The organism is Bradyrhizobium sp. AZCC 1610 (assembly GCF_036924515.1).
Taxonomy (GTDB): Bacteria; Pseudomonadota; Alphaproteobacteria; order Rhizobiales; family Xanthobacteraceae; genus Bradyrhizobium.
Map to the genome: position 1 here is coordinate 2,934,141 of NZ_JAZHRR010000001.1, position 12,866 is coordinate 2,947,006.

The window sequence follows — 12,866 nt, forward strand, 5'->3', positions numbered from 1 at the left end:
CGGGATATCAGGTTATACCCAACCGCCCGCATCAGCGCTATGCGCGGACCTTGACGTAGCTGCCGGGTGCGTCCTCGATCGGCGGCATCTCCTCGGAGCCGACGGCGCGCGCGGGTACCTGCTCGGCGTCCAGGTCCTCCAGCCATTGCCGCCAGTCCGGCCACCAGGAGCCCTTGTGCTCGGTCGCGTTCTTCAGCCAGTCAGCGAGCGTGACGTCCTTGACGTTGTCGTTGGTCCAGTACTGGTACTTGCCCGCCGCCGGCGGGTTCACCACGCCGGCGATGTGGCCGGAGCCGGACAGCACATATTTCACCGGGCCGCCGAAGAACTGCGAGCCGTAGAGCACGGAGTCTGCTGGCGCGATGTGATCCTCGCGGGTTGCCAGATTGTAGACGGGCACCTTGACCTTCGACAGGTCGAGCAGCGTGTTGTCGAGCACCATGCTGCCGGAGGAGAGCCGGTTCTCTAGATAGCAGTTGCGCAAATAGTAGGAATGGTTGGCCGCCGGCATCCGCGTGGCGTCGGAATTCCAGTGCAGCAGGTCGAATGAGGAGGGCGCCTGTCCCTTCAGATAGTTGCTGACGACATAGGACCAGATCAGGTCGTTGGAGCGCAGCATGTTGAAGGCCATCGCCATCCTGCTGCCTTCGAGCACGCCGGCCGCCTGCATGTCGCGCTCGAGCGCCGAGATCTGGTCTTCATCGACGAACACCAGGAGATCGCCGGCATGGGTGAAGTCGACCTGCGCCGCAAAGAATGTCGCCGAGGTGACGCGCTGGCGCCGCTTCTCCGCGAGCCATGCCAGCGTGGAGGCGAGCAGCGTGCCGCCGACGCAGTAACCGGCGGTGTGGACCTTCATCTCGCCCGTCACCTTTTCGATGATGTCCATCGCGGTGAGCGGGCCTTCCTTCATGTAGTCGTCAAACGTCTTCTTGCCGAGTTCCTTGTCGGGATTGACCCAGGAGATCACGAACACGGTGATGCCCTGGTCGACGCACCATTTGATGTAGGATTTTTCCGGCTTGAGATCGAGAATGTAGAACTTGTTGATCCAGGGGGGCACGATCAGGAGCGGCGTGCGTAGCACCGTCTCCGTGGCCGGCGTGTACTGGATGAGCTGCATCAGCTCGTTCTGGAAGATTACCTTGCCCGGCGTCGTCGCCATGTTGACGCCGACGACGAGGTTCGACGGGTCGGACTGGCGTATGCGCAGCGCGCCGCGTCCGGCTTCGATGTCTTCGGCGAGCATCTTCATGCCGCGCACGAGATTGGCACCGTTCGAAGCCAGCGTCTCGCGCAGCACTTCCGGATTGGTGAAGACAAAATTCGACGGCGCGATCGCGTTGGTGATCTGCTGAACGTAGAACTCGGCCTTCTTGCGCGTATGCGGATCGAGACCGTCGGCGTTCTTCACCAGCGCCTCGGCCCATTGCGTGGTGAGCAGATAGAGTTGCAGGACGAAATCGAAGAACTGGTTCGATTTCCACTCGGGATCCTTGAAACGCTTGTCGCGCGGCGACGGCTCGATCGCGGGCGTGGTCTGTTCTCCGGCCATGCGGCGCGCCGCCGAGCCCCAGAGATCGAGATAGGCCTTGCCGATTTTGGTCTGCAGCTCCGCGGCGCGTTCCTGGTCGGAGAGCCAGTATTCCGCGACCACAGAGAACGTCTTGATGACCTCACCGATTTCGCTGGGCGGCTTGTCCTTCGGTTCCCCGCCCTCGCGCGGCTTGAGATAGGCCGCGAGCGCCTGGCCGCTCGTCTCCATCGCCCTGGCGATGTTCATGGCGAAGGCTTCGGGATCGAATGTTTTCGAAGCCTGGGTTTCGGTGTTGACGTCACTCATATCAAGGACACTATAGCTTCGTTTCGCGTTCGTCACCGCGTGGATTGATGGCAAGAGGGTTCGCGGTTAACCCTGTTGCACTGCGATAAAGTTTGCGTGTTCAGACACATTGCACACATTGCGGCCGCACCTGTCACATTTGCTCTTTGGGCTTTAATCGTTTCGGGCGACAATGGTTTGAACGGTTACAGCGAAATCAACGCCGCGGGACAGCTTGGCGTTGCAAAGCTCGTACCACCGCATAGATGCGATCGTGTTGCGCGCGTGGTGCTCAGGTAGTTGGGGATTTTCGGAACGGATGCCGGTCACTCGGACGATAAGACTGTGGTCGATTGCCGCGCTGTTCGCGTCGGCATTTGCGCTTGGCGGCTGCTCGACACAGATCGCGGACATGCCGGGCCTTGGCGTGCCGGCTGGCGCGCCCGAGCGTCCGAAGGAAGCCGGTGGCTATCTACCGGTGCATGACCTGCCGCCGGACCGCAACGAGGAGGCGATGAAGCCGGCCGAACTGGCTAAAATTCAGTCAGAATTGACGGCCGCCCGCGACCGTCAGGCGACGGCTTCCACCCCTCCTTCAAAGCCGGCCAAGAAGTAAGAAGGTCGTTGTTTTGAAGCGCTATTCTGGCGCGAAACGGCCGGCCCGGACCAGGTCCGGCGCGGGGCGTTGCTCGAAACACCCATAAAAACTGGCGCTGCCGGGCTCCCGTGGTAAAAGAACCCAATTCAACCGCATTGCGGGTCCGGAGCGTTTAAGGACCTCGCGCCTGAATTCGCTCTAAATCCTTGATTGAGCGCGACTTCTGACCGAAACCCAAACCGGTTTCGATAGCCGCGAAGGTTCCGTCCGATTCTGTCCCGCCGGTTGTCGGAGCAAGGGTCCCATGGAAGATTTTTATCGCATCCGCCGTCTGCCGCCTTACGTGTTCGAGAAGGTCAACCAGGCCAAGGCGGCCGCGCGCAATGCCGGGGCCGACATCATCGATATGGGCATGGGCAATCCGGACCTGCCGACGCCGCCCCATGTGCTGGAGAAGCTGAAGGAGACGCTCGGCAAGCCGCGGACCGATCGCTACTCGGCCTCACGCGGCATCAACGGCCTGCGCAAGGCGCAAGCCGCCTATTACGGGCGGCGGTTCGGCGTAAAACTCAATCCGGACACCCAGGTCGTGGCGACGCTGGGATCGAAGGAGGGCTTTGCCAATGTGGCGCAGGCGATCACCGCGCCCGGCGACGTCGTGCTGTGCCCCAATCCGAGCTATCCGATTCACGCCTTCGGTTTCCTGATGGCGGGCGGCGTGATCCGCTCGGTGCCGTCGGAACCGACGCCGCAGTTTTTCGAGGCGGTGGAACGCGCGATCATCCATTCGATCCCGAAGCCGATCGCGCTGATCGTCTGCTATCCCTCCAATCCCACCGCCTATGTCGCCGACCTCGATTTCTACCGGGATCTTGTGGCGTTCGCGAAGAAGCATGAGATCTTCATCCTGTCGGATCTGGCCTATGCCGAAGTCTATTTCGACGACAACAATCCGCCGCCCTCGGTGCTGCAGGTTCCCGGCGCGATCGACGTCACGGTCGAGTTCACCTCGATGTCGAAGACATTCTCGATGGCGGGCTGGCGCATGGGCTTTGCCGTCGGCAACGAGCGGATCATCGCCGCGCTGGCGCGGGTGAAATCCTATCTCGACTATGGCGCGTTCACGCCCATTCAAGTTGCCGCCACCGCCGCGCTGAACGGACCGGACGATTGCATCAAGGAAATGCGCGACACCTACCGCAAGCGCCGCGACGCGCTGGTCGAATCGTTTGGCCGGGCGGGCTGGGAAATTCCGCCGCCGCAGGCCTCGATGTTCGCCTGGGCGCCGCTGCCCAAGACCTTCGAGGCCGTCGGCAGCATGCAGTTCGCGACCCTGATGGTGGAGAAGTCAGGCGTGGTGGTTTCGCCCGGCGTCGCCTTCGGCGAGCATGGCGAGGGCTATGTCCGCATCGCCATGGTGGAAAACGAGCAACGTATCCGCCAGGCCGCACGCGGGGTGCGCCGCTTCCTTGAAAGCGGCATTGAAACGTTGCACAACGTGGTTCCTCTCGCCAACCGGCGCTAATTCCTTTTATTGCAGGTTCTCTCATTCATGGTCGCACCCCTTAGAGTGGGTATCGCGGGGCTCGGCACTGTTGGCGCCGAAGTCGTCCGCCTCATCGGAGAGCAGTCGCGGATGCTGTCCGAGCGCAGCGGGCGCGGCGTGCGCGTCGTTGCCGTCACCGCGCGCTCGAAAGCGAAAAAGCGCGCGCTGGACCTGCGCGGCGTCGACTGGGCCAAGAGCCCGCTGGCGCTGGCCTCTGATCCCAACGTCGATTGCTTCGTCGAACTGATGGGCGGCTCCAGTGAGCCGGCGCTGTCGGCGATCGAGGCCGCGCTGAAGTCCGGCAAGTCGGTGGTAACCGCCAACAAGGCGCTGATCGCCAAGCACGGAATTCGGCTGGCGAAGGCCGCCGAGAAGCATGGCGGCGCCCTGAACTTCGAGGCGGCGGTAGGCGCGGCCATCCCGGTCATCAAGACGCTTCGCGAGGGGCTTGCCGGCACCGGCGTCAACCGCGTCTACGGCATCCTCAACGGCACCTGCAATTACATCCTGACCCGGATGGAGCAGGAGGGGCTATCGTTTGCCGAATGCCTGAAGGATGCGCAGCGGCTCGGCTATGCCGAGGCCAATCCGTCGTTCGACGTCGACGGCCACGATACCGCGCAGAAGCTTGCGATCCTGGCGAGCCTCGCCTTCGGCACCAAGGTGGCGCAGAGCGCGGTTTATGTGGAAGGCATCTCCTCGATCGCGCCGGAAGATCTGCGCGCGGCCGAGGAGCTCGGCTACCGCGTCAAACTGCTTGGCGTGGCGGTACGGACCGCCAAGGGCATCGAGCAACGCGTGCATCCGACCATGGTGCCGAAATCATCCTCGATCGCGCAGGTGATGGGTGTTACAAACGCGGTGACTATCGATGGCGAAGGCATTCCTCCGATCACGCTGGTGGGACCGGGCGCCGGAGGCGCTGCGACCGCGTCTGCCGTCGTTGCCGATATCGCCGATGTGGCGCGCGGCATTCGCGCCAAACCCTTCGGGCGTCCGGTGGAGCGGCTGCGCGAAACCAGCAAGGCGCCGATGGAGCGCCACGAGGGCGGCTACTACATCCGCCTGATGGCGCGCGATCTTGCCGGCACCGCTGCCACCATCGCCACCCGCCTCGCCGAACAGAAGATTTCGCTGGAATCGATCGTGCAGCGGCATCCCGAAGGTGTCGACCTGAACGGCGCCACGAAAAAAGCGTCACCCGTTCCGGTGATCCTGATTACCTACGCCACTTCCGAGGACGCGGTCTATCGTGCGCTGGAAGCCGTTCAGCGCGACAAGGTGATCAGCGGCCGGCCGCAGGTGATACGGATCGAAAAGAACTGACGCGGGATCTGAACGGATCGCGCGCCAAAGCATTGATTGCGGGCCGAAAGGCCTGTGCAGGTTCAAAGGAGTAAGCCGATGTCGACCCATATTTCCGTTCCGCCGCAGCTATTGCTCGAGCGCATTCTCACGCTCGAAATCGTGCGGGTGACGGAGCGCGCGGCGGTTTCGGCCGCGCGGCTGCGCGGCCACGGCCAGGAGAAGGCGGCCGACCAGGCTGCGGTCGATGCGATGCGCCGCGAGCTCAACAAGCTGCCGATCGAAGGCACCGTCGTGATCGGCGAAGGCGAGCGCGACGAGGCGCCGATGTTGTTCATCGGCGAGAAGGTCGGGCTGAATGCCGGTCCGCAGGTCGATATCGCCGTCGATCCGCTGGAAGGCACGACGCTTTGCGCCAAGAACATGCCGGGCGCAATCGCGACCATGGCGATGGCCGACGGCGGCACGCTGTTGCACGCGCCTGACGTCTATATGGAGAAGCTTGCGGTCGGCCCGGGCTACGCCAAGGGCGTGGTCGAGCTCGACGCGTCGCCTGCCGACAATGTCCGCCGGCTGGCGAAAGCCAAAGGCGTCGAGCCAGGCGCGATCACGGTGCTGGTGCTGGATCGCCCGCGCCACGCTGATATCATCGCCAGCATCCGCTCGACCGGCGCCGCGGTGCGGCTGATCACCGACGGCGACGTGGCCGGCGTGATCCATTGTGCCGATCCCGATAACACCGGCGTCGACATGTATATCGGCACCGGCGGCGCGCCCGAGGGCGTGCTGGCGGCAGCGGCGCTGCGCTGCATCGGCGGCCAGATGCAGTGCAGGCTGATCCTCGACAGCGAGGAGAAGCGCGAGCGCGCGCACAAGATGGGCGTGACCGATCCGAAGATGATCTACGGCATCGAGGACATGGTGCGGGGCGACTGCCTGTTTGCGGCAACCGGCGTCACGACGGGCTCGCTGCTCACAGGCGTCAAATTCCGCAAGGATGGTGTGATCGAGACCGAAACGGTGGTGATGCGCTCGGTGACCGGCACGGTGCGCTACATCAAGGCCGAACACCGGCAGCTCGACAAGTTCCATTTGGATTGAGCTGGGAGGGCTCGCATGTCCGACATATCGGCGGTGAAGGCGCTGGTGTTCGACGTGTTCGGCACCGTCGTCGACTGGCGCACCAGCCTCATCAACGATTTCACACTGTGGTCGGAGACCTCGGGCATCAAGGCGGACTGGACCGCTTTGGTCGACGGCTGGCGCGGCGTCTACATGGCCTCGATGGACGAGGTCCGAAAGCATCCCGAGCGTGGCTATCAGATCCTGGACACGCTGCACCGGCAATCGCTGGAAAAACTGGTCGCAGATATGTCGATCAAGGGACTGAGCGACGCCGATCTGCATTACCTCACCATGGGCTGGCACCGCCTGCACCCCTGGCCCGACAGCGTGCCCGGCCTGACGCGCCTGAAGAAGAAATACATCATCTCGCCGCTCTCCAACGGCAATGTCGCGCTGCTCACCAACATGGCAAAGTTCGCCGGCCTGCCGTGGGATCTCGTCATGTCGGCGGAATTGTTCGAGCACTACAAGCCCGATCCCGAAACCTATCTCGGCGCCGCCAAATTGCTCTGCCTGCCACCGGAGCAGGTCATGATGGTCGCCGCCCACAACAGCGATCTGAAAGCAGCACAGCAGAACGGCCTCAAGACCGCGTTCGTCGCGCGTCCCACCGAATACGGCCCGCACCAGAAGTATGATTTCGAGGCCAAGGGCGACTGGGACATCGTCGCCAGGGATTTTGGCGAGATCGCCGACCGGCTGGGATGCTAGTCCTTACTCGTGGCCCGGACGTAGGATGGGTGGAGCGCAGCGATACCCATCACCTCCGCACACTCCAGCTCGTAGGATGGGTTGAGCCCCTTTGCGAAACCCATCACCTTCGCGCACCGCAGTCGATGGGTATCGCTTCGCTCCACCCATCCTACGCACTGCGTCGCCGCGTGCCTTGTGACGCGCAACCTCACACAGTGCGCTTTGCCAGTATCGAACGCATCTGTTCGTCCGTGGCGAACTCACCCCGGGCGATCTCCGTATCAGCTTCGGCGAGGTCGGCGCGTTCCTCGGACGTCAACCGAATAACGGGTTGCTCCTCGCCGGCCACCTGCAAAAGCAGGCGCGCAAGGTCTTCCTGCACATCCGGGGGGAGGGCACGTACGCTGTCGACCGCATGTTCAAGCAGTTTGGTCATGGTTGAAAGATAGACATTTCCCCAGCAGGGCGGAAGGATTTCAAGGGGAATCTTTGCGCCTTATTTTGCGCCGATGCTTCCTGTCACAATAGCGCAACCTATCCCGCCCCCTGAATCACCCCGAACCAGCCGAGGCCCCTATACGTCTCGTAGCCCGGCGTGGCGTGGAACGCGACCAGTGCGCCGGAGCGGTCCTGATGGAAGCCGGAGCGTCGCCCCTCCAGTGGAAGCGAGACGCGCTCGGTGAGCAGACCCTGGCCGTCGGACGCCGCGATCACCCGGAAATTCGAATCGACCAGCAGCACGCGCGCCTTGTCGGCGGCGCCGACGCGCACGCCCTGGACGATGGCGCGGGCCTGCGGCTCCCAGTCGAAATGAACCGCGAGCACGCCGGTCGGCTTGCCGTTCGCCTTGCCGCCGGCGCGAACGCTGGCGCAATAGGTCACGACCTGGGCGTTGCCGAGCAGAGGTTGGCATTCGACGTCGCCGACGGCGTATTCGTCGCCAGTTCGCAGGCCCCGCGCCGCGCGAAACCACTTGGTCGAGGCCACGTTCTGGCCGACGACATTGAAGCGACCGGCGCGGCCGTTGGCGACCACATTGCCGTCGAGATCGCACAGCCAGAGATCGAGATAGACGGTATAGGCGCCGAGGATCACGGCCATCCGTTCCGAGACATGGGCAACAGTGGCTGGCTCCGGCGCCGCCGCGCAATCGACGACAGCGGAGTCGGTCGCCCACCAGCGCACGTCGCAGGTGCGCTCATAGAGGTTGCGGTCGATCAGTTCGATGGCGTTCAGCGACAGATCGACCATGCGCTCGCCGCGAGACCGGTCGGCCATCTGCGCGATCGAGTTCATCAGGTTGCCGGTCCGGTTGGTGAGCTGGCTTTCGAGTTCGCGGGCGATGGTCTCGACCTGCTGGCCGACATTGCGGACTTCCTGCGCCACCACGGCAAAGCCCGCGCCCTGGGCGCCGGCGCGCGAACTCTCAATCAGCGCGTTCAGCGCCAGCATCTTCATCTGGTTGGTGATCTTCTGGATCGATTTGGTCTTCTCGCAGGCGACCTGGTTGACCTCGGCGGTCAATCTGGCGATCAGCGCGGAAACGTCGGCTTCATCCTCGGTGCCCGCTGAACTGGCTGACTGTTTTGCGAACGTTGCGGTCTGGGAGCGAAGCGCGACGGACATTGGCGGGAATTCCTCAGTCTTTGTGCGGTTGCCGGTCTTCTGCGGATCGGCGGAGACTCAACGGGAGCGTGTTGGACTCCTTTGTCGGGGATCATGGCTAACGATTGGTTTAATTTCCGATGTCCCGCGGGTAGTATTGCGGGGACAAGTTGCATCTTCTTTGTGCAAGTCGTTTTTATCGGCATAGGCTCAAAGCTGGCGCGGCCGGGACTGTGTCGGCTTGGCCGCAGCGATTCGCGCGGAGCCGCACCACGCCATGGTCCCGGTTTGCCGACCGGCCGCTTTGCCCCTATTTCTCGAAGGAATCATGACGCTTCCCGCATCCGCACTTCCCGTTGAACTGCCGCCGGCGTTTCTCGGCGTGTCGCGTTCGGCGACCGGCAAATTGTGGCGCGACCGGCTCGATACCAGGGGAGCGGCGCGGGCGCTGGCGATCACACAGCGCTACCAGTTGCCGGAGATGCTGGCGCGCGTGCTCGCTGGCCGCGACGTCGGGATCGACGAGGTCGAGGATTTTCTCGATCCGACCATCCGCAAACTGATGCCCGATCCCTACACCGTGACGCAGATGGAGACGGCGGCGAGGCGCATTGCCGACGCGGCCGTGCGCGCCGAGAAGGTCGCGATCTTCGGCGATTATGACGTCGATGGTGCGACCTCGGCGGCGCTGCTCGCCTGGCACCTGCGCCATTGCGGGCTCGATCCGCTGATCCACATCCCCGACCGCATCTTCGAAGGCTACGGCCCCAACGTCGAGGCGGTGCGGGTGCTTGCCGGCAAAGGCGCGACGCTGCTCGTCACAGTCGATTGCGGCACCACCAGCCTCGAGCCGCTGGCGGAAGCACGGAAGCTCGGCATGGCGGTCGTCGTCATCGACCATCACCAGACCGGCGACGAATTGCCTGAGGTCGATGCGCTGGTAAACCCGAATCGGCCTGACGATCTCTCCGGCCTCGGCCATCTCGCGGCCGTCGGCCTGGTGCTGATCACGCTGGTGGCGGTGAACCGTGAATTGCGCGGCCGCGGCTTCTGGAGGGCCGAACGGCCGGAGCCGGATCTGCTCGGCATGCTGCACCATGTGGCGCTCGGCACCGTCGCCGATGTCGCGCCCCTGACCGGGCTCAACCGCGCCTTCGTCGCCAAGGGCCTGATCGCGATGCGCCGCCGCGACCACGTCGGCCATACCGCGCTGATGGATGTGGCGCGGCTGAATGGCCCGCCGGAAGCCTGGCACCTCGGATTCATGCTGGGGCCGCGCATCAATGCTGGCGGCCGGATCGGGCGCGCCGATCTCGGGGTGCGGCTGCTGCTGGAAGGCGACATCTCGGAGGCTGCGCGGATCGCGGCCGAACTCGACCGGCTCAACAGCGAGCGCCGCATCATCGAGCAGGCGGCGGAGGCTCAAGCCGAGGCCGAAGCGCTGGCGTCGCTCGGGCTCGAGGACAAGGGCGCGGTGATCGTGACCGCTGCCGAGGGCTGGCATCCCGGCATCGTCGGCCTGGTCGCCTCGCGGCTGAAGGAGAAGTTTGCACGTCCCGCCTTTGCGATTGCGCTGGAGCCGGGCGGCATCGGCACCGGCTCGGGCCGCTCGATCTCGGGCGTCGATCTCGGCAAGGCGGTGCGGCAGGCGGTGAAAGAAAAATTGCTGATGAAGGGCGGCGGCCACGCCATGGCCGCGGGCGTGACGCTGCGCAAGGAGAAGCTCGCGGAGTTTCGCGCCTTCATGGAAAGCACGCTGGCCGAGGACGTCGCCAGTTCCCGTCACGAAAACGAGCTGTTCATCGATGGCGCGGTCAGCGCGCGCAGCGTGACCGTGGAGTTCGCGACGATGCTGAACCGCGCCGGGCCGTTTGGGGCGGCCAATCCGGAGCCCGTGATCGCGCTGCCGGCGCATCAACTGGTCTATGCCGATGAAGTAGGCCAGGCGCATCTGCGCCTGCGCTTCAAGTCGGGCGATGGCGCCATCGTCAACGGCATCGCATTCCGCTCGATCGGACAAAAGCTCGGCCACGCGCTGACGCAAAACCGCGGCCAGCCTTTGCACGTGGCGGGATCGCTCGCAGTCGATCGCTTTCAGGGTTCGGAACGCGTGCAATTGCGCGTGACCGACGTCGCGGTGCCGGATCCGGGACCGGCCGTGATCCGATAGTCCAATGGCAACTTTGAACGAAAAGCTGCGACACCTAGAATCGTCGCGTTCATCAGGGATTTGGCGTCACGTCTCAGTTCAACGCACCACCGCACTTTCAGAGCCATGAAGCTGTCCGCGAGTACCGGAAAATTCTATGTCTTCGGTCATGGCGCCACCGGCGGTATTAGCGAGTCCACCCAGCGATAAAATTCGCTTTGGCGCATTTCCTCGCGTAAAACCTTGCGATTTTGTCCCGTCCTGAAAGCCTCTCGCAACTCAGGAGACGTTTTTTTGATTATGATTTTTGGATCGAACGGGTGCGTTGCCCTCGCGTTTGCGTAGGGATTCAGCATTATCGGCACGACGCCTCCACCTGGTCTATCCCATGGGGTTGGATCTTCACCCATAATAACTAGCCCTCCAATGCGTTGCGTAGACCCGAAGAACCTGCGTTGGATAGTGTCAAATCGTGCAAGGATAGTTTCTACTGGATAATACCATGCGTCGGGAATGATACAAAAAATGGCCGCCGGGTTTCCCTTGGGTAACTGTTGTCGCTTTTTGTTGAGCGCGTCCAATATGGTTTTTTCCGAGTACTCAGGAGCGGTAAGAGCTGTCACCTCGACGTTCACGACCGCGTCCCCTTTAGCGGCTTGAAAGTCAAAATCGTCCCCCTTTTTGCCGGTCTCTGGGCGCGCAAAAATCTCATATCCGACCCTATGAAACAGTCCCGCCGCCAAAGCTTCAAATGTTCCGACCCGAATGTCTCGCTTAAGTCGGCGGCAAATCTCTGGAAATGCTACCGTATTGCGGAGACTGAAAAGCAATTCACCAAGGAGAAGCAGGCGACAATCGACCCGGAAGTTTGTCCCAACTCGAATATCTTCATCCGTTTCGAATTTTAGAAACGCCCTTGTGGCTTTGTCCTTTAAGTTGAGTTGAATGTACTCAAGCGCGACAAAAAGTCCGGCTTGTGGATACTGTACATCAATATTAGTTGGGCTGACTTTGATTGATCGAACAAAGCGCTCAAGCTTGTCTGAAACGCCCACAAACACGTCACACCCATACGTTGCTTAAAAAGCCTAACGTCTCAGGTAATCGCGCCCCTCCACAGCCGTTTCCGTACTCATTTTCTACATTCTGTACGGTGTAGTGTGAAGTATATAAACGCCAATTCAACAACAGATAATAACAACGGGAGAAGAAATGACAGGGCAGGTTCAGGGCAAGGTCGCATTGGTGACGGGTGGTGCGTCCGGCATTGGCGAAGCGGTTTGCGAGTTGCTGGCGCGCGAGGGCGCCTCGATTGCCGTGACCGACGTCGACGATTTGAAAGGCCCCGACGTGGTGGCGCGGATCAAGAAGGCGGGTGGGGAGGCGAGCTTTTGGCATCACGACGTCACCAGCGAGGAACGCTGGATCGAAGTCGTGGCCGATGTCATGAAGCGCTATGGCCGGCTGGATGTGCTGGTCTCGAACGCCGGCATCGGCATTTCAGTGCCATCGATCACCGAGATGTCGCTTTCGGACTGGCGGCGGCAGACCGCGATCAATCTCGACGGCGTGTTTCTCTCGGTGAAGCACTGCCTGCCGGCGATGCGCAAGACCGGCGGCGGCTCCGTGATCATGATGTCGTCGCTGGCGGGCCTGCGCGGCGCGGCCGGTCTTTCCGGCTATTGCGCGACCAAGGGCGGCGTTCGGCTGTTTGCTAAGGCAATCGCTATGGAGTGCGCCACGGCCGGTGACGGCATCCGCGTCAACTCGGTGCATCCCGGCATTATCGACACGCCGATCTGGGGCAAGATTCCAACGGAAGCCGCAGGCAACGGCCAGAATGCGCCGATCGATCCGGAGGAGCGCGCAAAACTCGCAACCCCGTTTGGGCGCGCGGGCGAGGCGATCGAAATTGCGCAGGGCGTGTTGTATCTGGCTTCCGATGCATCGCGCTACGTGACCGGAACAGAGCTCGTCATCGACGGCGGCATGAATGCCGGCGGCGTGGCGCGGCGGGCGTAAG

At 62.7% G+C, this 12,866-nt stretch carries 11 protein-coding genes; 7 read left to right on the plus strand and 4 right to left on the minus strand.

The window, feature by feature from the left end; all coding sequences use genetic code 11:
• Positions 1–37: 37 nt before the first annotated feature.
• Entirely contained in the window at positions 38–1,843 is a 1,806-nt protein-coding gene (locus tag V1279_RS14140) for a PHA/PHB synthase family protein (protein WP_334436714.1), read from the minus strand.
• A gap of 298 nt (positions 1,844–2,141) precedes the next feature.
• Between V1279_RS14140 and V1279_RS14145 the strand changes: the two genes are divergently transcribed.
• The 5 genes from V1279_RS14145 to V1279_RS14165 all read left to right on the plus strand — a co-directional run bounded on the left by V1279_RS14145 (position 2,142) and on the right by V1279_RS14165 (position 7,107).
• Entirely contained in the window at positions 2,142–2,438 is a 297-nt protein-coding gene (locus tag V1279_RS14145; RefSeq protein WP_334360209.1) for a hypothetical protein, read from the plus strand.
• A 286-nt stretch (positions 2,439–2,724) separates the two neighbouring features.
• Positions 2,725–3,945, plus strand: coding sequence for an LL-diaminopimelate aminotransferase (locus tag V1279_RS14150; protein ID WP_334436717.1), 1,221 nt, complete (start codon positions 2,725–2,727; stop codon positions 3,943–3,945).
• Positions 3,946–3,972: 27 nt separating this feature from the next.
• Complete coding sequence (locus V1279_RS14155) at positions 3,973–5,292, plus strand: homoserine dehydrogenase (protein WP_334436719.1); 1,320 nt, start codon at positions 3,973–3,975, stop codon at positions 5,290–5,292.
• 78 nt (positions 5,293–5,370) lie between these two features.
• Positions 5,371–6,372: a class II fructose-bisphosphatase gene (gene glpX / locus V1279_RS14160; protein WP_334436722.1), complete on the plus strand. Its 1,002-nt coding sequence runs from the start codon at positions 5,371–5,373 to the stop codon at positions 6,370–6,372.
• 15 nt (positions 6,373–6,387) lie between these two features.
• Entirely contained in the window at positions 6,388–7,107 is a 720-nt protein-coding gene (locus tag V1279_RS14165; protein WP_334436724.1) for a haloacid dehalogenase type II, read from the plus strand.
• A gap of 190 nt (positions 7,108–7,297) precedes the next feature.
• Here V1279_RS14165 and V1279_RS14170 read toward each other — a convergent pair whose 3' ends face one another.
• Positions 7,298–7,525 carry a hypothetical protein gene (locus tag V1279_RS14170; RefSeq protein ID WP_334436726.1) on the minus strand — a complete coding sequence of 76 codons (228 nt, stop codon included), beginning with the start codon at positions 7,523–7,525 and terminating at the stop codon, positions 7,298–7,300.
• Positions 7,526–7,623: 98 nt separating this feature from the next.
• A complete protein-coding gene (locus V1279_RS14175) occupies positions 7,624–8,715 on the minus strand; it encodes a methyl-accepting chemotaxis protein (protein WP_334436728.1) in 1,092 nt (363 codons plus the stop codon).
• Positions 8,716–9,022: 307 nt separating this feature from the next.
• Here V1279_RS14175 and recJ point away from each other — a divergent pair, with 307 nt between their 5' ends.
• Positions 9,023–10,864, plus strand: a complete 1,842-nt coding sequence (gene recJ, locus V1279_RS14180; protein ID WP_334436730.1) for a single-stranded-DNA-specific exonuclease RecJ — start codon at positions 9,023–9,025, stop codon at positions 10,862–10,864.
• A gap of 146 nt (positions 10,865–11,010) precedes the next feature.
• Here recJ and V1279_RS14185 read toward each other — a convergent pair whose 3' ends face one another.
• Positions 11,011–11,904 carry a hypothetical protein gene (locus tag V1279_RS14185; RefSeq protein ID WP_334436733.1) on the minus strand — a complete coding sequence of 298 codons (894 nt, stop codon included), beginning with the start codon at positions 11,902–11,904 and terminating at the stop codon, positions 11,011–11,013.
• Between the two features lie 151 nt (positions 11,905–12,055).
• On the opposite strand from V1279_RS14185, the gene V1279_RS14190 reads away from it, so the two are divergent.
• Positions 12,056–12,865, plus strand: a complete 810-nt coding sequence (locus V1279_RS14190) for a glucose 1-dehydrogenase (RefSeq protein ID WP_334436736.1) — start codon at positions 12,056–12,058, stop codon at positions 12,863–12,865.
• Position 12,866: the final 1 nt, after the last annotated feature.